Raw genomic sequence first — 19,063 nt, forward strand, 5'->3', positions numbered from 1 at the left:
TCAGGATGAGGGCCGTACGGTTTCTTGTGCCGCTCAAGCAGGAGGGCGGATGCGTTGTGTCGCGTGCCCCGCTGGCCCGGGTATGTTCACCGGTGCGGTACTCAAGGGCTACGGCGGCCTGTAACTAACTTTACAGGCTTATCCTGAGCTACTCAAAATAACGTGGGAAGGCTCACTTCTAGGTGGGATCCTCCAGTTCCCAGTCCTTGACATCCGCCAGAGGGGCGAAGACGGCAGGGTCGAGGTCCCCGAACTCCAGGTTGTTGCGGACAAGGTGCGGCCAGTTCCGGTTGGCCAGGGCGGCTTTGCCGAGCGCAATGACGTCCGCTGAGCCCTCTGCCAGCATGGACACGGCAGTGTCCGGATCGTCGAGCTTGCCGTTCGCGATCACGGGCACGCCCGAATACTGCCTGGCCAGCGCAGCGAGGGTTTCCTCTGCATCCGCGAACGCCGGCTCGGTGGCGCGGTATTCGGTGGTGTGGACAAAATCGATTCCCGTAGCGCCCAGCGTCGCGAAGATGACCTCGGCTTCTTCCACTCCTCCGCTCCACTTGTGGTCAGTGTCGCTGACCTTGGACTGGGAGATGCGGATCCCCACCGTCATGCCCGGCCCAACGGCGTCCCGGACGTCGCGGCAGATCTCAGCGGCGAAGCGCACCCTGTTTTTCGGTGAGCCGCCGTAGTGGTCGTCGCGCTGGTTCAGGTAGTCCGTGAGGAACTGGTCCAGCAGGTACCCGTTGGCACCGTGGATCTCCACGCCGTCGAAACCGGCCTGCTGTGCGTGCAGCGCGGCCGTGACGAAGCCATCCCGGACCTCTTTCATCTGGGCCGTGGAGATCTCCGAAGGAACGGGATACGGACCTTCCCCGCGGTAGAACCCCAGCTGCTCCCCCCTGGGCGCCACCGCCGATGGTCCCACTGAGGAGTCCACAAACCGGTTTCCCTGGCTCTGCGCGCCCGCATGCATCAGCTGGGCGAAGATCTTCGAGTCCGCCGCGTGGACGCCGTCGACGACTTTCGCCCAGGACCGGGCCTGCTCCTCGGTCGCGATGCCCGGCTGGTGGTGGTAGCCCTGGCTGTGGGCAGTGTCCGGATAGATGCCTTCCGTGATCAGCAATCCGAAGCCTCCACGCGCGAACGTCCGGTAGTAGGAAGCCATTCTTTCCGTGGCATGCCCGTCCTCGGTTGCACTGATCCTTGTCATGGGAGCCAGCGCAACCCGGTTGTCCAGCTCGGTGGAACCGATCCGGATGGGTGACCAGAGCGGGGTGTAATCAGTCATGAACATCTCCTTGTGAGTTATTGGGTGCAGCCGGGTCCGGCCACACTCCGTCCGGCAGCATCCCAGCCGCCCGCGCGGGCAGGCCCGCATTGGCTGGATCAGCGGCGTACGCCTGCCGGCGGCTGCGCAGGCGGTCGAGGACCGGCGCGTCAGTGAAGCAGCCGAGTACGGCGGACCACAGTTCTTCAAGGGTCTGGCACTGCATGGAGGCCCCGGAGGGACCTGTCATCATCCAGCCGTCCTTGAGTGCAGTCACCTTGGGGGCTCCCGGGATGCCCGTGCAGACCGCGTTAATCGTGGCGGCCACGATCAGGTGTTGCCGCATGGTCCGCACCGGTCCCAGGGCAGGGTCGGCAACGGTAATCCTGCCGCAGGCACCGCACATGTCGTTCCCTTTCCTTACGGCATGACATCGCCGGAATTGGGCCCCAGCGTCTGTCCCACAAACAGGTTTCCGCCCGGGTCGCTGGCCAGCAGCACGGCGGCAGGTGCCACTTCCGCCGGCGTCCCGAAGCGCCCCAGCGGCAGCTCGGCGCGTTTCGCGGCCTTCCAGGTTTCCGAGATGCCCTCCACCAGGGGCGTCTCAATGGGACCCGGGGCGATGCAGTTGACCAGGACATTGTCCGCCGCCGTTTCCAGGGCAAGTGCCTTGGAAAGCCCAACCACGCCGGCCTTGGCAGCACTGTAATGCGTCAGCCCCACGCCGCCCTTGATGGCCAGCTGGGAGGCGATGTTGATGATGCGGCCCCACTTCCGCTGCCGCATCTCCCCCACCACCTCCCGGCAGCACAGGAACACACCGGTCAGGTCCACCGTGAGGGTCTCGTTCCACATGGCCAGGGACATGTCCTCCAGCGGGGACTCCGTCAGCAGGCCCGCGCTGTTGACCAGGACGTCGATGGCGCCCAGCCTGTCCCGGGCCTCGGCGAAGGCGGCCCGCACGCTGGCTTCATCCGCAACGTCCACGCGGATGGTGGCGTCCCCTGCGGCCCGGTCCAGCACGGCCACCCGGTCCCCGTTGGCCAGGAAGGCCTCGGCGATGGCCTTGCCAATCCCACTGGAACCACCGGTGACGACCACCCCGCGGCCGTTCCCGGCCGGAGGGTTCCCGGCCGGAGCGTTCCCGGAGGCCTGGTCAGCCACATGAGTTGATGTGTTCATGGTGTCCTTTCCTTCTCGAGCGCGACGTCAGGCGCGCATCTTCACGGTGAGGCCGCCGTCAACCACCAGCGCCTGCCCCGTGATGTAGCGGGAGTCATCGGAGGTGAGGAACCCGATCACGCTGGCCACCTCGTCCGGTGTTCCCACCCGGCCCCAGGGAATATCCTTCCCGGCCCGCTGCAGCCCCTCCGGCCCCAGGGAATTCACCGGGTCCAGGGACTGCGGGGTCTCGATCAAGCCCGGAATCACCGCGTTGGCGCGGATCTGCCGCGGGCCGAGTTCCACGGCCACGCTGCGGACCAGGCCCAGGACGCCGGCCTTGGCGGCGGCATAGTGGGCGTGTTCCTCCCAGCCGTATACCCCGCCGGCGATGGACGAGACCGCAACCAATGCGCCGCCGTCGGTCATTCTCGCCGCGCCGGCACGCAGCGTGCGCAGCACGCCGGTGAGGTCCACGTTGAGCATGTCGTGCCAGCGCTCGTCCGTCATCTCCCCCAGCGGGGAGTTCCGGAGGATCCCGGCGTTGGCGATGGCGTAGTTCAGCCTGCCGTACTCGTCCACGGCACGTTGGGCGAGGGCGTCCACGGAAGCGGTGGTCCGGACGTCCACTTCGTGGATCACCCCCTCGCCGTTGGCTTCCTTGACCAAGCGGAGGGTTTCCTCCGGGTCGTGCGGGTCACCGGGAAACGTGCCGATCACCGACACCACTCCCCGCCGGGCGTAATGAACGGCGAGGGCGCGTCCGATGCCGCTGGCCGCGCCGGTGATGATGGCAACTTTGTTATGGGACGTCATGGGGGTGGTCCTCCAGGAGAGCTTCGACAGGCGGCTTGGCGGCGATCATCACGAGTCCGGACACCAGGGTGCCGAGGGCACCCACCCACAGGGCAGCGCTGCCGGTGCCGCTCCCAGCCGCGATGGCCGTGAAGATGGCGCCGCCGAGGATGGTCCCGGGCTGGCTCATGGCACCGATGAAGGCGGTTCCGGTAGCGCGGCAGCTCACCGGGTAGCACTCTGCCATGAAGTACTGGATCGCTGCGTACGGGCCCACCAGGAAGAACAGCCCGGCGCCGTAGGTGAGGATGATCATGAACGGGTCGGTGGCGATAGGGCTGAGCATGATCGCGAAGGAAATGCCGGAGAGGATCCAGCCGCCAATGATGGTGCGTTTGCGGCCGATCTTGTCACCGAGCCAGCCGTGGAAGACGTAGCCGAAGTACGCCAGCAGGTTGATGATGATCAGCATCCAGAAGGCATCGGAGAGTTCCACGCCCTTGGCGTTCTTGAGCACCGAGCTGCCCAGGACGCTGAAGATGGTGATGCCGAAGAAGTTCACGATCCACGCAAAAGAGAACACGATGGTGTTCCGGCGCAGATGCGGCTCCCAGATCCGCTTGAGCGGAGCTGCCGAGGAATGCTCGACGCCGTACGCGTGGGCCAGCGAATGTGCGTCCTCTGTTTTCCCGCCCTTTTCAAGCTCAGTCAGCTTGTGGTGCAGTTCGAACTGGGGTGTTTCCTTGAGCTTCCTGGCGATCACCCACACGATGACGGCGGCTGGAACGGTGGCCATCAGGTACAGGGCGCGCCAGCCCAGGGAGGGCAGGAAGGCCAGGGCCAGTGCGCTGGCCAGCAGGAACCCCAGCGGCCAGCCGCCCTGGATGAAGGAGTAGTGGAAGCCGGGGCGCTTGCGCTTGTCCGCCACTTCCGTGACCTGGTAGACCTCGTTCATGTAGGTGGCGTTCACGGCTTGTTCGGAGAAGCCGAGCCCGCCGAAGGAGCGGATCACCACCAGCACCGCGTTGCTGAAGAATGGGATACCCGTGGGAATCAGCGCGGTCAGGCCGGAGACGACGGCGGTTCCCCCGATGGTGGTCATCATCCCCTTGCGGCGCCCCAGCCGGTCGATGACAGGCCCGATGCCGAAACACACGATGGCGGTGCCGACGGCGATCCAGGTGTTGATGGCGTAGGCCTCGGGGGCTGTCCAGCCGAACTCCTCCTGCATGGCCGGCAGCAGGGTGCCGAACAGCCCGTAGTCGAAGACGGCCACGGTCCAGGCCAGCAGGGCAAGGACGGTGGCGGTGGTGGTGTGGCGCTTGGAAAAGACCGGGAAGCGGCGCTTCTCATCCGGGCGGGGCTGCGACAGGTCGACAGCCGGTTCTTGGATTGTCATGACTTGTTGTCCTTACGGGGGCTGCGGGAAAGGAAGGAGTCGGCGATCTGGTCGAAGGTCAGCCAGCTGACACCCTCATGGGAGTTGATGTGTTCGATCAGGCGCTCGAGCATGAGCAGCACCTGGGGTCGGCCGGAGACGTCCGGGTGGATGGTCATGGTGAAAACGGCCTGGTCCATTTCGCGGTAGACCCAGTCGAACTGGTCGCGCCACATCTGTTCGACGTCGCGGGGATTGACGAACCCGTGCGAGTTCGGCGCTGCCTTGATGAACATCATGGGAGGCAGGTCATCGAGGTACCAGTTGGCCGGGATTTCCACCAGGTCGGTTTCCTGCCCGCGCACCAGCGGTTCCATCCATGTTTCGGCGTCCTTCGTGTAGTCGATCTTTTTCCACGAGTCCCCGACGCGGACGTAGTACGGCTCGAAGTCGCGGTGCATCAGGGAGTGGTCGTACTTGATGCCCCGTTCAAGGAGGATTTCGTTGGTGACGGGCGAGAACTCCCACCACGGGGCCACGTAGCCGGTGGGCCGGCGCCCGGAAACCTTCTCGATCAGTTCGATCGAGCGGTCCAGGATGGCCGTCTCCTGTTCTCGGGTCATGGCGATCGGGTTTTCGTGTGAGTACCCGTGGACGCCGATCTCGTGTCCGGCATCCACAATCATCTGCGTCAGTTCGGGGAAGGTCTCGATCGAGTGGCCCGGTACGAACCAGGTTGCCGGGAGGTTGTATTTCTGGAACAGCCGGATCAGCCGGGGTCCCCCGACTTCGCCGCTGAACAGGCCCCGGGAGATGTCACACGGGGAGTCCTCGCCTCCATAGGAGCCGAGCATGCCCGCCACTGCGTCAACGTCCACGCCGAAGGCGACTTGAATGTCCTTTGCCATTAGATTTTCCTTTCAGTTCGTATCAACCGGGGTGTTCTTGGGTGTCAGGTGGAAGGTTCAGGAGGCCTCCCACGTTGGGCGAAGATCTCGGCGATCCGCTCCCGGTCGAGGTTGAGCCTGAGCAGGAGGCTGAGCAGAATCAGCGACTGTGATGGCCGCAGGTGACCCGATCCGATGGCCCCGGCCGCGCGGAGGTCCTCACCGCCACCGCCGGCCCCATAGATCGGGACCACGGGTCCGGCGTCCACGCGGGTGCTGGTGACCACCACGACGCCGGCTGCCACCGCGGCGGAGACCTCGGAGCAGAGGCTGGCGTTGGCGTTGCCGCTTCCGGTACCTTGCAGGACGATGCCCGCCGCTCCCGCTTCAAGGGCGGCGTGCATCAGGGTGGAGTCGGCGCCGGGATAGGCGGCAACGAGATCCACCCGCAGGGAGCCGCTGCCGGGCCGGGGCAAGGGCAGGGCGTCAAGCCTGCTGCCACTGCCCGCCATTGCAACTTCTCCTTGGGCTGATACTTGGCCAAGTACCCCGAAATCGGGGTTAGCAAAGGCATTGAGCCGAACAGTTTCGCTTTTCCGGACGCCGGCGGCAGGGAAGATGGTGCCCGCGAAGTGCACCATGACGCCTCTTCCTCTGCCTTCCTTCGATCCCGCTACGGCGATGGCGCGGGCCAGGTTGTCCGGCCCGTCGGGATCTTCGGAGTCGGCGGCGCGTTGCGAGCCGGTGAAAACAACCGGCCGCTGGTCGCTGTGGGTCAGGTCGGCGAGGTAGGCGGTCTCCTCCATGGTGTCCGTCCCGTGGGTCACCACCACGCCCAGGACGGTGGGGTCCTTGAGTACTTCCTTGATGGTGGTGCAGATCCTGAGCATGTCCTCGAAGGTCAGGAGGTAGGACCCCTTCTGGAACACGTCCAGCACCCGGACGGGATGGGAGACGCGCGAACCGAGGGCTTTGAACACCTGCTCGCCGGTATCGGAGGCAACTGCGCCACCGGCGACGGAAGAACGCGACGAAATGGTGCCTCCCGTGGCCAGCAGCACGATGTGGGAGTCGGTGACGGTCATTTCAGCTCCGGGGGTTCGCTCTGCGGTCCCAAACCCAATCGATTGGGTAAGGTGCCGCGGAAGGGGCGTCACATAGGAAAAAAGGGGTCCGGCGCCAGTGGTTGCTGGTGCCGGGAGGGGTTTCGGGCTCATCTACCCAAACGTTTGGGTAACGTTGAAGAATGACTATAGGATGTGAAGCGGGTCACGTCAAGGGTCGCCCGTATGGCCCTGAAGCAGAGTTGGGCGGCGGACCTGGGCTACAGTGACCCCGGTGGGCAGGAGATGGACATGAAAGAAAAGGCCGACGGCGGCCGAACGGTCACGCTGAAGGATTTGGCCCGGGAGCTGGGCGTCCATCCGTCGACCGTCTCCAGGGTCCTGCATTCCGGCTCTGACGTGGCCAAGGGAGCCGCCTCGGCTGCCACCGCCGAGCGCGTCCGTGAACTGGCCAGCAAGCTCGGGTACTCCCCCGATCCGCAGGCCGCCAGCCTTCGCACCCGGCGGACCAAACTGCTCGGCGTCATCGTCCCCCGGCTTTCGGACCTGGTCCTGGCCATCATGTACGAGGGCATCGACGAGGCCTCAGCCGAGGTGGGGTACTCCGCGTTTGTGATGAACTCGCGCGATGATCCCGAAGAACAGCGGCGGAAGATCGACCTCATGCTGGCGCGCCGGGTGGACGGCCTGATTATTGGCGACGCCCACCTTGACGGCGGCCTCCTGCAGGAACTGACGGACCGGAAGGTCCCGTTCGTGCTGATGAACCGCCGGGTGCCGGGCTACCCGTCCGCCACCTGCGACGACGTGGTCGGCGGCGAACTCGTAGCCAGCCACCTGTGGGAGATGGGCCACCGGCAGGTGGCGGTGATTGCCGGCGAGCCGTACGCAAGCACCGCCGTCGACCGCACTGCCGGCTTCCTGGACCGCTGGCGTTCCCTTGGCGGGACCATTTCCGACGATGACGTGGTGTGGTCCAGCTTCGATACGGCAGGCGGCCGGGAGGCGGGGGAAAAGATCCTCGCCAGCGGCAAACCGCGTCCCACCGCCATCTTCGCCGTCAACGATTTCGCCGCCATCGGAGCGATGGGAGCCTTGCGCTCCCACGGCCTCACCGTTGGACGGGACGTGGCCGTGGTGGGCTACAACGACACCTCCCTGGCGGCCGAACTTCCCATTCCGCTGACCTCGGTCCACTCCCCCATGGCGGACATTGGACGGACGGCAGTGCAGCTCATCCAGGCCGTGCTCCGGGGCGAAAAACCGGAACCTGCACGGTTGGAGCCCACCCTGTACGTGCGGGAAAGCAGCGCCGCCAGGGCCCCGGCGGAGGTGTCCGCCACCTAGGTCCCGGCGGCTACGATCCGCAACGCCAGCAGGCAGGTGGCGCGGACTTCGCCGTCGTCCAGGTCAAGCCGCAGAAGCTCCTCGATCTTGCGCAACCGGTACGTCAGGGTGTTGCGGTGGATGAAGAGCTCCCTGCAGGTCTCGCGGGTGTTTCCGCTGTGCCGCAGGTATGCCTCAAGCGTTTCGCGCATGCCCGTTCCGCCGTCGGACATCAACGGGGCCAGGAGGCGCCGCGCCATCGCCACCAGTCCGGGTCCGGGCAAGCCCTCCACCACGCCGGCAAGGTCTGCGACGGGCGCCTGATGGAGACCGTTGTGCCCCCTCCAACATTGTGGACGCAGGCTACGCCGTGGGGTCCATCCAGATCCCCGGCGGCACCCAGCCGATAATCCTGCACCGTGATGCCGTCTCGGGCGGCGGCTACGCGATGGTGGGCACGGTGATCAGCGCCGACATGGACCTGGTTGCCAGGGCGGCCCCCGGAACGGCAACCCGGTTTGTGGCTGTCAGCCTGGCCGATGCCCTGGATGCCCGCCGGGACCATGCTGAACGCCGGAACAAGGCGTGGGCGGCACTGGGCGCCAGCCGCTGACAGGTAGAGGCGGGTCCCAACATCCCGGACCCGCCCACCACCGCCAGGCCTCCAGCCGCCGCCGGAACATCGGGAGGACTCCCGCACCCGGTCCGCCGCCCGACTAGGGCATTTCTCCCCTGTACGCCGTCCGACGCCGGGACTAGTCTCAGCCGCATCAACGTCCACTGCTGTCGAGGAGCCGTCATGGCCGGGTTTGTGCAGATCATCGAATTCAAGACCTCCCGTATCAAGGAGATCGAAGAACTGGGCCGTCCCTCAAGAACCGAGGGGAGCGCTCCGGCCACGTTCCGCCGCATTGTTGCCACGGCGGACAGGGACCACCCCGGGACCTATTTCACCATCGTCGACTTCGAGTCCTTTGACTCGGCAATGGAGAACTCCGGCCGGCCGGAAACGTCCGAATTCGCTGCCAAGATGGCGGCACTGTGCGACGGACCCGTGATCTTCCGCAATCTGGATGTCATGTGGGAGGACACCGGAGACAGCGCGGACAACGGCTAGCCAGCTTCAGCAGGCCACCTGACGGGGGCGCCGCGTCCACCCCGCACCGCACCGCCACCGGGAAGGTCAGGATAATTATGCATCCGGTCGGCGCCCACCTGGAACCCGGGGAAATTCTGGTGGTCCCTTCCGCTGATCCGGGCTGGACGTCTCTTCTCATGACGGCAAGCGCGGTGCTCAGGAGCTGGGGCGAGAATACTCGCCGATGAAGCCCGTCCTAAAGATCGCCGCGAGGATGAGGAGTGGGCGCCACGGGTGTAAGGGTCCTGCTGAAACAGCCTAGCCTTGGTACATCGAACTCAAAGCCTCATCAGCTGTTTCCTGGGTCCTGCCCGCGGTAAACAATTTCGAAAACCACCCGAAAGGTATGCACCCATGCGGTTACTCGTCGTCGGAGCCGGAGCCACAGGCGGGGCGTTCGGTACGCTCCTGCAGGAGGCGGGGCGGGACGTCACGTATCTGGTGCGGCCGCGCAAGCAGGCGGCTCTTCGCCGCAACGGGTTGCGCTTCGTTTCCCCCACCGCTGACCGTACGAATGCGGTGCAGACCATCACCGCCCAGGACGGGTCAGAGGCCTTCGATCTGATCCTCGTCACGGTCAAAGCCACCGCGTTCGAGGGCGTCCTCGGCGAGATTGGCGCTTTCGTGGGGCCTGGCACCAGCATCATTCCCATCCTCAACGGCATGGCCCATGTGGACCGGCTTGAGCAGCAGTACCCGGGACAGGTGCTGGGCGGCCTGGCCCGGATCGTCGCCACTCTTGACGGCGATGTGGTCCGCCAGCAGGTGCCCCTCACTTCCTTCACGGTGGGCGGGCTGAACGGAAACCCCGTCCCTTCGGAGGTTTCTGAGGCTCTGGACGTGCCCGGCGTCGACTTCTCGGTGGTGGACGACATATTGGGCGCACTGTGGGATAAATGGGCCTTCATCGCTGCCGCGGGAATCGTCAATTGCCTGTTCCGTGCGCCGGTTGGACGGATCCTCGAGGCTGGCGGGGAGCCCAGGATTCTGGAGGCCATCAGCGAAACCGAAGCGGTGGCCGCCGCGGCAGGACATCCCGTTTCCGACGCCGCTCATGCACAAGCAGTCGGCATACTCACCGAACCGGGATCGGTATTCACTTCCTCCCTGTACCGGGACCTCACCGAAGGGCTCCCCTCGGAAGCCGAGCACATCCTTGGCGACCTCGAGCGCAGGGCCCGCAGCCTCAACGTCCCAATGCCACTGCTGGACCTCACCCTCATCCAGATCAGGGCCGGCCTCCCGGCCTGAACCCTTCGGCGCCATTGCCCGCTTCGTTCCTAGCGTCGCTCACGAAAGCGTAAGGGAGAGATCCGGAATCAGGCGGAAACTGGCCGTCAGGGCTATACGATCGGCGGGATGATGGTCTTCCCAGGAAACATGATCAACGGCAAGCAGACGATTAATCAGCGCAAGGGAACTCATCCACTCATCGCCGACCGGTTCGATCTGACACTCGAGTGCATCCGACGGCACTATCTCCGCCAAGACAGTCCACTCGGAGACACAATTGAGCTGTATTCCGACTTCTTCAACCTGTTTGTCGACTTCCGGGGCACGTTAACTTCTTTCTGCTTCAGGACCTCGTCACAAACGACTACGGCGCAGTCCGGTTCTTCCCTCCATTCACCGAAGTTCCGGCCTCGCTCCCTGAGTATGAGTTTTACACGCAGGCCAGCCTTGAATTGGTAGCTGCCCGGATGCGCGGATCGCTGCCTTCTGCGCTAGCCCGCACCAATGCTGACTCCGGCACTCACGCAAGTGCCGCCGTCGTACGTCCCTGCGTCACATCACCGTCGGATTCCCGGCCGGCCCTTGTGCTCCGCCCGCGCGATCTCGAAGCTGCTCGAACGGCATCGAGTCCACGTCCAGCAGCGGGTTGCTGTCCTGGGTCTCCACCAGCTTCCGGGCCGCTTCCTCCGACTCCACACTCGGCATGGACCCGGGCAGGTGCGGCCGGCCGATTCGGGAAGGAAGTAGAGGCCCACGGCGGCAATCGCGGCCACGGCCATGGGGTAGTACGCAATCATCATGTCGTCGCCGGTCAGCTCGATGAAGGACGATGATGAACGGGGCCGTACCGCCGAAGATGGCCACCGCCAGGTTGTAGGCGATCCCCATGGCGGTATAGCGGTGCTCGGTGGGAAACAGCGCCGGCAGCGCCGAGGCCAGGTTCGGGACCGAGAACGCCCACCGGGAGGGCAATGAGGGCCAGCCCCAGCAGCATTGCCGGGACGCTGCCCGCCGCTATCGCCAGGGACGCGGGAACCGCGAGCACCACCGTGCTGGCGGCCTGATGTCAGACCCCCAGCTCATGATGTTCTTATGGGCACTGACGGAACGGGCAGCGGGGTCGAGCGGGCGCTGCGTCCTGCCGAGTCTGCTGCTTTGGCCGGGCCGTCAATGGCTGCCGGCCAAATTGTCGTACCCCCGCTGGATGATGTTCGTATGGGAACCAGTGCGGGGACGGGGGCAGGTATGGAGGCTATTTATGCCACCGTTGCTGCTCTCGCCGCGCTCGATGCCGATGACGCTGCCCTCGCCTCCGCCGGCGCTTCGGCTGTGGCCGGGGACGGTGTGGATGTGCTGGCGCGGGCGTACGAAATTCGGCTGGAACGGATGGGGCTGGAAAAGAAGCTGGAGGCCCAGGCCGCAGCCCGGAAGGCCAGGTCCGTAGCCGAAGCCATGGACCTGCAACACGCGATGATCCCACCAGACGCAACCCTGCACGAGCGGACCTACACCGAGATGTCCACGGTTGAAGAAATCGGCGGGATCCTGACCATCGGTTCCGGGGCCGCGTCCTCGTTCGTGGATCAGTCCCGGCAGCTGTGTGCATTGCCGCCGGTCATGGACGCCCTCGCCACAGGCGGCCTCTCCTGGCAGCAGGCACGGATCTTCGCCGACGAGACCGAGGCTTTGGACCATCCCGCCGCGGCCGCTTTGGTGGAGCACTTCCTCGACCCAGACGCCCCTAACCAGGCGAGGGGTTGCCCCGCGCCGGAACTGGTGCCGGCCCGGTTGCGGGCCAGGCTACGGGGCTGGCGGGAACGACACCACCCGGAATCGATCGAAAAGCGCCACCGCAAGGGCGTGGCGGATCGGCGCGTGGAATTCACGCCGGACCGTGACGGGATGGCCTGGATTGCTGCCTACCTGCCCGCCGACCAAGCGCTGGCGATTTTGAACGACCTCACTGCCACCGCCAGAAGCCTCCAAGGCCCCAACGAACCCCGCACCCTCACCCAACTCAAGTCCGACGACTTCGCCAGACGCCTCCTCACCAACAGGACAGCCGCCGCCACCATCCCCGCCACCGTCTCCCTCCAAGGCGACGGCGATGCGCAGGAGAACCCGCTTGGCCTGGCCACTCTGGTCGGCTCCGATGAGCCCATGACAGGGTTCTACAGCTTCGATACCGTCGCAAACAGTGACCGCCCGGACCAGGCTGAACCGGTGTTGAGCGGAACCACCACGGATCCGGATGCAGGCAAGGTCCCCACGCCCCGCGCCGAGGTTCTCGTCACCGTCCCGTACTTCGCACTCCTGGGCCTCACCGACGAACCCGCAGAGCTAGACGGTTACGGGCCCATTCCCGCCTCCATGGCCCGTCAGCTCCTTGCCGGCGGCGCCGAATCCTTCCGCAGGGTCCTGCTCGACCCCAGCGACGGAACACCCCTGGAAATCGGTCGCACCAGTTATCGACTCACCAAGGCGATGAGAAAAGCGTTGCAGCTGCGGGACGGCAAGTGCGTCTTCCCCGGCTGCAACAACAACTCCTTCGACAACGACACCGACCACCTACAGGCGTGGCAACACGGCGGAACCACCGGAATCAGCAACCTCGCACAGCTCTGCCCAAAACATCACCGCCTGAAACACAACAGCGGATGGACACCAACTGCCTCAACCAGAGATGAACCGCCCGGCTGGACATCACCCACCGGCCGCCACTACCAAGCCGAACAACCCGACCGCGAACCACCCCAATGGCCGCCGGGAGTCCTCCCGCCCCAAATCAGTCCCTCGGAAATCGACCCGCCCAAATTCAGTGGGTCGGAAATAAGTCCACCGGAAAATGGTTCATCCCAGGTCAGTCCGCTGGAAGGGCTGCTGCTCCAGCTTTTGTCCGGATGATGGGCCACATCTTCAAGGTGCTCTAACCACGTACTGAGGCGCGGGTTTTGAGGACATGCGCGAGGGCGGTGGAGCACGCTTGCCTGCCGGATGAACGGTCACCCAAGGGAGAGGCGGGCATGTAACCACCCGTTCAGGCGGCGTTGGTCCTGGTCCGACGGCGGTTCGCCCGCCGTGGCCGGTGGCTCCCCGCCAGGTTCCTTCGGCTGGAACTCACGCGCCGCCGTCGTACGCTTTAGCCGGCGCCATAGGAAACCCACAGGTCCGCCGCCTACGATGGCCCACATGAAAGCTGCCCGGGACGCCCGCTCTGCCGCCGTGCTGATTAACGCCGGATCACGCCGCGGCGCGGCCCACGAACTAGCCGTGGACACGATGCGCAAGGCAGGCGTGCCCATCTCCGCCGTGCACCCCGTGCTGTCGGGTGCGGACCTGGCAGGGACGCTTGACCGGGTGCTTGCCGACGGGCACGACCTGGTGGTTGTCGGCGGCGGCGACGGGACGGTGTCCTACGCCGCCGGTCGGGTTGTCGGCACCAACATGGTGCTCGGCGTTCTGCCGCTGGGCACCGCCAACGACTTCGCCCGCACGCTGGAGATACCGAACAATCTTGCCAAGGCGTGCGCTGCCGTCGCGGAAGGCAAGGTGGTGGACATCGACCTCGGCCGGGCCAACGGTGAGCCATTCCTCAACGTCGCGTCCGTGGGCTTGTCGGTGGCTGTTACCGAGGCACTGAGCCCCCGCCTGAAGCGGTACATCGGGCCCTTGGCGTACAGCATCGCGACGCTGCGGGCCTACGCCCGGCACAAGCCGTTTCGGGCCCGTCTCGAGTTCCCGGACGGGGACCACGAGCCGCTGGAGCTCGGGGACCTGCTTCAGGTGGCCGTCGGCAACGGGCGGCACTACGGCGGCGGCAACACGGTCTCCCCCACCGCAGGGATCGATGACCATCTCCTTGACATCTACGCCATCCTGGCCGGCCCGCTCCGGGAGCATGTGAGCATCGCACGGCTGCTCAAGGACGGCAGCTTCATCGAGCACGACCGGGTGTACCACCTGACCAGCCGGCATGTCCGGCTGGTCACCGAGCCGCCGCTGCCGGTGAACCTCGACGGCGAGATCGCCACCACCACGCCGGCCGACTTCACCATCCAGCGCAACGCCGTCCACGTCGTGGTGCCCCAAAGCAGCACCAGCGCATTGTTCGACGGACCGGGCGCCGCGAACTGGCCGCCAATTTGAGAACTGTTTACACGTGCGTAAGGGCTTACACGTGCGTAACGGCGCTTTCGAAAGGGACATCTCACCGATCGTCATCTCCTCGCAATCGCTCGGGCGCAATGTTCGCCTTTCAGGTCAACAGCAACTTTTTCTGGATGTTCAATCGAGCATGCGATACCTAGATCTACTAGGGTTCAATACCTTACAGTTCTAGGTATAGGAGGCGCCATGCGCATCGATAAGGATCTGGTTGCCGCTTCGGCAACCCCGCTGGTGCTGGGGATACTGTCGGAGGGCGATCTGTACGGCTACGCGATCCTTAAGCGCGTGGGCGAGCTTTCGGGCGGTGGCATGCAATGGACCGACGGCATGCTCTACCCGCTGCTTCACCGGCTGGAACGGCTCGGCTACGTGTCGTCGTCGTGGGGCACCTCGGAGGCCGGGCGTCGGCGCAAGCATTACGCAATCACGCTGGCGGGCCGGGACGCACTCGCCGACCGGCAGGAGCAGTGGTCCGTCGTCGCCGCGGCACTGCGCCAGGTATGGCAGACGGCCCAGCAACCGCCCGCCCCGGCCGCGGGATGGGCATGATGCAACCGCACGCGGACCTGGAGGCCCAGATCGGCCAGTGGCGCGGGTATGTCCAGCGTCGCCAGGCGATCTCCGTCGCCGACATCGACGAACTGGAGGACCATCTGCGCGAGCAGATCGCGGACCGCAAGGCGACCGGGCTCGACGACGAGGAAGCCTTCCTCGTTGCGATCAAGCGACTGGGCAGCCTGGACGCCGTCTCGCGCGAGTTTGCCCGCGAGCACTCCGACCGGCTGTGGAAGCAACTCGTGCTCGTCCCGGAAGCTTCCGATCACGCCGATGCGCCACAGTGGCGCAAGCTGGCGGTGGTCCTAGCGTTCGCCGTCGGGGCTGGCATTGCGGTCAAGGCCGGGCTGTTCTTGCTCGACGACGGTGCGGCCCAGGCGCGCAACGTCGGCCTGCTGGTCTTCCCGTTCCTCGCCGGTTATCTCGGGTGGACCCGCAAGCTCACCCTGCGGGTGGTGGCGATGCTGGTGGTCCCCTTCGCCGCGCTGGCAACCGTAGTCAACCTCTACCCGTTCGCCTCCGGCGGTTCCACCGAGCTGCTCGCCATCCTGCACACCCCGGTGGTCCTGTGGCTGCTGGCCGGGGTGGCTTACGCCGGAGGGAGCTGGCGTTCCGACGGCCGGCGCATGGACTTCGCCCGGTTCACGGGTGAGCTAGCGATCTACTTCACACTCCTGGCCTTGGGCGGCGCCGTCCTGGTGGGGCTCACGTCCGCGGCCATGCAGGTGGTGGGCGTCGATCTTAAACCGATCCTGGCGGAGTGGATCCTGCCGGTCGCCATGCCGGGTGCCTTCGTCATCGCCGCGTGGCTCGTCGAGGCCAAGCAAAACGTCGTCGAGAACATCGCCCCCGTCCTCACCCGCCTGTTCACGCCCCTGACCATCGTCATGCTGCTAACCCTCCTGGGCGTGTTCGCGGCCGCCGGCGGAATCGTTGACGTCAGCCGGGACCTGCTCATCCTCATGGACGCGATCCTCGTGCTGGTGCTGTGCCTGCTCCTCTACTCGATTTCCGCCCGCGACCCGCTCGCTGCGCCCGGACTGGCTGATGCCCTGCAGTTAGTGCTCGTCGCCGCGGCCCTTACGGTGAACGCGGTCATGCTGACCGCGATGCTGAGCCGTATCGCCGAATTCGGCTTCAGTCCCAACAAAATCGCCGCCCTCGGCCTGAACCCCTGCTGCTGGTGCACCTGCTCAGGGCAGCCTGGCTCGGCGTCGGATTCCTGCGCCGGCGGCGTCCGTTCTTACAGCTTGAGCGCTGGCAGACGACGTACCTACCCGTCTACGGCGCATGGGCCGCCATCGTGGTTGTGGTCTTCCCGCCAGTCTTCGGCTTCTCCTGACAGCAGGGCGGAGTTACGGCATCATCCCCGGCTACCCCGCCTGGGCTCCCTCATGGTTTCCCGCTCCAGTCCTGATGTTCACCCGAAACCGGCCTCCACAGGACGTGGGGCCGGTTTCGTGCTCCCGCGCAACGCGTCCTGAAGGCGTTGTTTCCGAAACACGCACGCCTCCGGCACGACTCCCCTTACTGTTGACGAGGCAAGTCACGTAACCGTTTACGTAAACCGTTTGCGTACCTGCCGTCAGACCGCAGTAGAGCCAAGGAGAACCAGTGGTAACCATCAGGGACGTCGCCGTGCACGCCGGCGTATCCCCCGCCACCGTCTCCCGCGTGGTCAACGGGCTGGTGGGCTACTCGGACGAGACCCGCGAGCGCGTGGAGGAGGCGGTCCGGAAGCTCAGCTACGAAACCGACTCCCTGGCACGGGGCCTGAAGACCCGGCAGACCTCAGTCATCGGGCTCCTCGCGCCCATGGTGTCCGATGCACTCGCCTCGCAGGTGATGCAGGGCGTCGAGGAGGAGGCCCAGGAGCGCGGCTACGCCGTGATGCTGGGCCGCACCGGCGCCAAGTCCGCCTATATCGCCAGCTACCTGCGGACCCTGCGCACCTACCGGGCGGCAGGCGTCATCCTGGTCTCCGCGGTCATCAAACCCGAGATCCGGCAGCTGCTGGGACCCACCGTCCCGGTGATCTCCGTGGCCATCAGCGACAAGTCCGGCTCACCCAGCGTGGCCATCGACGACGAGAAAGCAGCCTACGACGCAACCCGTCATTTGCTGAAACTCGGCCACCGCCGCATCGGGCTCCTCACCGGCGACCCCGAGTCCATCTTCGTTGCCCAACCCCGGCAGCGCGGCTACCTCAAGGCCATGGCCGAGGACAGGTGTGAACCCGTCACCGCCACCGGCAACTTCTTCTACGAAAGCGGCGCCCCGGGCCTGGACCACCTGCTGCAGCAGGACCCTGGACTTACCGCCGTCTTCGCCGTCAGCGACGAGATGGCCGCCGCCGTGGTGAACGAACTGCAGAAACGCGGCCGCCGGGTCCCGGAAGACGTCTCCGTCCTCGGCTTCGACAACACCTCCACCGCGCTGCACGTCCACCCGGCCCTGAGCACCATGGCCCAGCCGCTGGAGGAAATGGGCCGGATGGCGGTCAAGAAACTCCTCCGCTCCCGCGACCTCGGGCCGCGGATCATGCCCCACAAGCTCATCGAACGGGGCTCCACCGCCCCGCCGCCCGCCGTCTCCCGGCCTGCCCAACAGACCTAACCCCAACACAGCCACCACCCCAAGGCAACGCCCGGCACTTCCTGGTGCCGCCGTCGTCGTGATCCCCTGCGCCCTAAACCAACCACCACACCTCGCAAGAACCCCACTGAAGGAGCAACACATGAGGCAGCGTCGCCACACCTGGCAGACACTTTTCACCACCACCGCACTGGTGACGGCAGCCGCCGTCGGCCTCACCGCGTGCGGCGGAACCGCCACCGAGCCGAAGGCCGCCCAGAGCGCGGCGGCGTTCGAAGGCAAAGGCCCCATCAACTACGTCTCCAACCGCGATGCCTCCGGCGCCGCGAACAAGACCATCGAGGAGTGGAATGCCGCGCACCCGGAGGAGAAGGTCACGTTCATCGAACTGCCCGACTCCGCGGACCAGCAGCGCCAGCAGCTCATCCAGAACGCCCAGATCAAGTCGGACACCTTCAGCGTGCTGAACCTGGACGTGGTGTGGACCTCCGAGTTCGCCGCCAACAAGTGGATCATGCCGCTGCCCAAGGACGCCGTCCCCACGGACAAGATGATCCCCGCCACCGTCAACGCCGCAACGTACCGCGACTCCCTGGTGGGCGCCCCCTACTACACCGACGGCGCCCTGTTCTACTTCCGCTCCGACCTGCTCACGGCCGCCGGCATCGCCGCCCCGCCCAAGACCTGGGACGAGATGAAGGCAGCCTGCACCAAGATCCTGGCCCTCCCCGAAGCCGCCGGCATGTCCTGCTACACCGGCCAGTTCGACAAGAACGAGGCCCTCACCGTCAACTTCTCCGAGGCCGTGGCCTCTGCCGGCGGCACGGTGGTGGATGCCGAAGGCAAGCCCACCGTCAACACCGCCGAAGCCAAGAAGGGACTGAACCTGCTGGTGGACGGCTTCAAGGACGGGCTCTTCCCGTCCGACGCCATCACCTACCTCGAAGAGCAGGGCCGCCGCGCGTTCCAGGACGGCAAACTCGTCTTTATGCGCAACTGGCCGTTCCTGCACGCCTCCCTGAGCGCCACGGACGGCTCCAGCAAGGTGGCCGGCAAGTTCGACATCACCTCCATCCCCGGCACCGACGGCCCCGGCGTCTCCACCCTGGGCGGCCGCAGCCTGGCCGTCTCCCCGTTCACCCCGAACAAGGCCACGGCGCTGGAGTTCGTCAAGTTCTTCACCAGCGAGGAGCAGGCCCAGAAGCGCCTCGCGCTCAGCTCCCGCGCCCCGGTCTACGCCTCCCTGTTCGCGGATCCCGCCGTCGTCGCCAAGCGCCCGTTCTTCCCCACCCTGCTGACTTCCCTGAACAACGCCCAGCCGCGCCCGAAGGTGGTCCAGTACGGCGCCACCACCAAGGCCATCCAGGAAGAGGCCTACGCCGCCATCACCGGCGCCAAGGACACGGACACCGCCCTGAACGACATGCAGGCCAAGCTCACCGAGCTGTCCAAGTAACCCGCAGTCCGGACCACTTGCCTGGCCGGCCGGTCCTACCACGGCCG

Annotated in this window: 19 protein-coding genes and 1 pseudogene; 11 read left to right on the forward strand and 9 right to left on the reverse strand. The window is 65.8% G+C overall.

Translation table 11 applies throughout. The annotated features are described in order from the left end of the window. Nucleotides 1-178: 178 nt before the first annotated feature. Genes IAQ70_RS03445 through IAQ70_RS03475 form a run of 7 tightly spaced genes read right to left on the reverse strand, consistent with a single transcriptional unit; the run spans nucleotide 179 to nucleotide 6,567 of the window. The gene (locus tag IAQ70_RS03445; protein WP_190987921.1) at nucleotides 179-1,282 is read right to left on the reverse strand and encodes an oxidoreductase; all 1,104 of its coding nucleotides are present in this window, start codon (nucleotides 1,280-1,282) and stop codon (nucleotides 179-181) included. Beyond that, entirely contained in the window at nucleotides 1,275-1,667 is a 393-nt protein-coding gene (locus IAQ70_RS03450; RefSeq protein ID WP_190987922.1) for a hypothetical protein, read from the reverse strand. The genes IAQ70_RS03445 and IAQ70_RS03450 overlap by 8 nt, the downstream gene beginning before the upstream one ends. A 14-nt stretch (nucleotides 1,668-1,681) precedes the next feature. Continuing rightward, nucleotides 1,682-2,443: an SDR family NAD(P)-dependent oxidoreductase gene (locus IAQ70_RS03455; RefSeq protein ID WP_223858749.1), complete on the reverse strand. Its 762-nt coding sequence runs from the start codon at nucleotides 2,441-2,443 to the stop codon at nucleotides 1,682-1,684. Between the two features lie 27 nt (nucleotides 2,444-2,470). After that, nucleotides 2,471-3,238, reverse strand: a complete 768-nt coding sequence (locus tag IAQ70_RS03460) for an SDR family NAD(P)-dependent oxidoreductase (protein WP_190987923.1) — start codon at nucleotides 3,236-3,238, stop codon at nucleotides 2,471-2,473. Beyond that, nucleotides 3,225-4,616: an MFS transporter gene (locus IAQ70_RS03465; RefSeq protein WP_190987924.1), complete on the reverse strand. Its 1,392-nt coding sequence runs from the start codon at nucleotides 4,614-4,616 to the stop codon at nucleotides 3,225-3,227. Before IAQ70_RS03465 ends, IAQ70_RS03460 begins: the two co-directional genes overlap by 14 nt. Then, the gene (locus IAQ70_RS03470; protein ID WP_190987925.1) at nucleotides 4,613-5,503 is read right to left on the reverse strand and encodes a polysaccharide deacetylase family protein; all 891 of its coding nucleotides are present in this window, start codon (nucleotides 5,501-5,503) and stop codon (nucleotides 4,613-4,615) included. The genes IAQ70_RS03465 and IAQ70_RS03470 overlap by 4 nt, the downstream gene beginning before the upstream one ends. 44 nt (nucleotides 5,504-5,547) lie before the next feature. Beyond that, entirely contained in the window at nucleotides 5,548-6,567 is a 1,020-nt protein-coding gene (locus IAQ70_RS03475) for an asparaginase (protein WP_190987926.1), read from the reverse strand. Nucleotides 6,568-6,771: 204 nt separating this feature from the next. Between IAQ70_RS03475 and IAQ70_RS03480 the strand changes: the two genes are divergently transcribed. Then, nucleotides 6,772-7,893: a LacI family DNA-binding transcriptional regulator gene (locus IAQ70_RS03480; RefSeq protein ID WP_223858751.1), complete on the forward strand. Its 1,122-nt coding sequence runs from the start codon at nucleotides 6,772-6,774 to the stop codon at nucleotides 7,891-7,893. On the opposite strand, the gene IAQ70_RS03485 is transcribed toward IAQ70_RS03480, so the two are convergent. After that, nucleotides 7,890-8,156 carry a PucR family transcriptional regulator gene (locus IAQ70_RS03485; protein ID WP_223858753.1) on the reverse strand — a complete coding sequence of 89 codons (267 nt, stop codon included), beginning with the start codon at nucleotides 8,154-8,156 and terminating at the stop codon, nucleotides 7,890-7,892. The two genes, IAQ70_RS03480 and IAQ70_RS03485, sit on opposite strands and share 4 nt — an antisense overlap. On the opposite strand from IAQ70_RS03485, the gene IAQ70_RS22615 reads away from it, so the two are divergent. The 4 genes and pseudogenes from IAQ70_RS22615 to IAQ70_RS23275 all read left to right on the forward strand — a co-directional run. Continuing rightward, on the forward strand, nucleotides 8,063-8,485 hold the full coding sequence (locus tag IAQ70_RS22615; protein WP_223858754.1) for a 5-oxoprolinase subunit C family protein: 423 nt from the start codon (nucleotides 8,063-8,065) through the stop codon (nucleotides 8,483-8,485). The two genes, IAQ70_RS03485 and IAQ70_RS22615, sit on opposite strands and share 94 nt — an antisense overlap. Before the next feature lie 186 nt (nucleotides 8,486-8,671). Further along, entirely contained in the window at nucleotides 8,672-8,989 is a 318-nt protein-coding gene (locus IAQ70_RS03495) for a hypothetical protein (RefSeq protein ID WP_190987928.1), read from the forward strand. A 375-nt stretch (nucleotides 8,990-9,364) separates the two neighbouring features. Beyond that, nucleotides 9,365-10,261 carry a ketopantoate reductase family protein gene (locus IAQ70_RS03500; protein ID WP_190987929.1) on the forward strand — a complete coding sequence of 299 codons (897 nt, stop codon included), beginning with the start codon at nucleotides 9,365-9,367 and terminating at the stop codon, nucleotides 10,259-10,261. A gap of 129 nt (nucleotides 10,262-10,390) precedes the next feature. After that, a pseudogene (locus IAQ70_RS23275) lies at nucleotides 10,391-10,653 on the forward strand (DUF6994 family protein); the annotation flags it as partial. A 142-nt stretch (nucleotides 10,654-10,795) separates the two neighbouring features. Here the strand turns inward: IAQ70_RS23275 and IAQ70_RS03510 are convergent. Next, entirely contained in the window at nucleotides 10,796-11,215 is a 420-nt protein-coding gene (locus IAQ70_RS03510) for a hypothetical protein (RefSeq protein ID WP_407682559.1), read from the reverse strand. A gap of 243 nt (nucleotides 11,216-11,458) precedes the next feature. Between IAQ70_RS03510 and IAQ70_RS03515 the strand changes: the two genes are divergently transcribed. From IAQ70_RS03515 to IAQ70_RS03540, 6 genes are all read left to right on the forward strand, one after another. Beyond that, the gene (locus IAQ70_RS03515) at nucleotides 11,459-13,147 is read left to right on the forward strand and encodes an HNH endonuclease signature motif containing protein (RefSeq protein ID WP_190987931.1); all 1,689 of its coding nucleotides are present in this window, start codon (nucleotides 11,459-11,461) and stop codon (nucleotides 13,145-13,147) included. 285 nt (nucleotides 13,148-13,432) lie between these two features. Continuing rightward, a complete protein-coding gene (locus tag IAQ70_RS03520; protein ID WP_190987932.1) occupies nucleotides 13,433-14,389 on the forward strand; it encodes a lipid kinase in 957 nt (318 codons plus the stop codon). Nucleotides 14,390-14,596: 207 nt separating this feature from the next. Beyond that, nucleotides 14,597-14,959 carry a PadR family transcriptional regulator gene (locus tag IAQ70_RS03525; RefSeq protein ID WP_190987933.1) on the forward strand — a complete coding sequence of 121 codons (363 nt, stop codon included), beginning with the start codon at nucleotides 14,597-14,599 and terminating at the stop codon, nucleotides 14,957-14,959. Then, entirely contained in the window at nucleotides 14,956-16,449 is a 1,494-nt protein-coding gene (locus IAQ70_RS03530) for a permease prefix domain 1-containing protein (RefSeq protein ID WP_223858756.1), read from the forward strand. Before IAQ70_RS03525 ends, IAQ70_RS03530 begins: the two co-directional genes overlap by 4 nt. Before the next feature lie 130 nt (nucleotides 16,450-16,579). Further along, nucleotides 16,580-17,581 (forward strand): LacI family DNA-binding transcriptional regulator, encoded by a 1,002-nt coding sequence (locus tag IAQ70_RS03535; protein ID WP_190987934.1) that lies wholly within the window; start codon nucleotides 16,580-16,582, stop codon nucleotides 17,579-17,581. Between the two features lie 121 nt (nucleotides 17,582-17,702). Next, nucleotides 17,703-19,016 (forward strand): ABC transporter substrate-binding protein, encoded by a 1,314-nt coding sequence (locus tag IAQ70_RS03540; protein WP_190987935.1) that lies wholly within the window; start codon nucleotides 17,703-17,705, stop codon nucleotides 19,014-19,016. Nucleotides 19,017-19,063: the final 47 nt, after the last annotated feature.

The sequence above is a fragment of the Pseudarthrobacter sulfonivorans genome (assembly GCF_014712225.1).
In the GTDB taxonomy this organism is placed as follows: domain Bacteria; phylum Actinomycetota; class Actinomycetes; order Actinomycetales; family Micrococcaceae; genus Arthrobacter; species Arthrobacter sulfonivorans.

Coding starts and splice junctions, on each gene's coding strand:
- IAQ70_RS03445 (WP_190987921.1), bottom strand. CDS start 1,282: ATGACTGATTACACCCCGCTCTGGTCACCCATCCGGATCGGTTCCACC.
- IAQ70_RS03450 (WP_190987922.1), bottom strand. CDS start 1,667: ATGTGCGGTGCCTGCGGCAGGATTACCGTTGCCGACCCTGCCCTGGGA.
- IAQ70_RS03455 (WP_223858749.1), bottom strand. CDS start 2,443: ATGAACACATCAACTCATGTGGCTGACCAGGCCTCCGGGAACGCTCCG.
- IAQ70_RS03460 (WP_190987923.1), bottom strand. CDS start 3,238: ATGACGTCCCATAACAAAGTTGCCATCATCACCGGCGCGGCCAGCGGC.
- IAQ70_RS03465 (WP_190987924.1), bottom strand. CDS start 4,616: ATGACAATCCAAGAACCGGCTGTCGACCTGTCGCAGCCCCGCCCGGAT.
- IAQ70_RS03470 (WP_190987925.1), bottom strand. CDS start 5,503: ATGGCAAAGGACATTCAAGTCGCCTTCGGCGTGGACGTTGACGCAGTG.
- IAQ70_RS03475 (WP_190987926.1), bottom strand. CDS start 6,567: ATGACCGTCACCGACTCCCACATCGTGCTGCTGGCCACGGGAGGCACC.
- IAQ70_RS03480 (WP_223858751.1), top strand. CDS start 6,772: ATGGCCCTGAAGCAGAGTTGGGCGGCGGACCTGGGCTACAGTGACCCC.
- IAQ70_RS22615 (WP_223858754.1), top strand. CDS start 8,063: ATGCCTCAAGCGTTTCGCGCATGCCCGTTCCGCCGTCGGACATCAACG.
- IAQ70_RS03495 (WP_190987928.1), top strand. CDS start 8,672: ATGGCCGGGTTTGTGCAGATCATCGAATTCAAGACCTCCCGTATCAAG.
- IAQ70_RS03500 (WP_190987929.1), top strand. CDS start 9,365: ATGCGGTTACTCGTCGTCGGAGCCGGAGCCACAGGCGGGGCGTTCGGT.
- IAQ70_RS03515 (WP_190987931.1), top strand. CDS start 11,459: ATGGGAACCAGTGCGGGGACGGGGGCAGGTATGGAGGCTATTTATGCC.
- IAQ70_RS03520 (WP_190987932.1), top strand. CDS start 13,433: ATGAAAGCTGCCCGGGACGCCCGCTCTGCCGCCGTGCTGATTAACGCC.
- IAQ70_RS03525 (WP_190987933.1), top strand. CDS start 14,597: ATGCGCATCGATAAGGATCTGGTTGCCGCTTCGGCAACCCCGCTGGTG.
- IAQ70_RS03530 (WP_223858756.1), top strand. CDS start 14,956: ATGATGCAACCGCACGCGGACCTGGAGGCCCAGATCGGCCAGTGGCGC.
- IAQ70_RS03540 (WP_190987935.1), top strand. CDS start 17,703: ATGAGGCAGCGTCGCCACACCTGGCAGACACTTTTCACCACCACCGCA.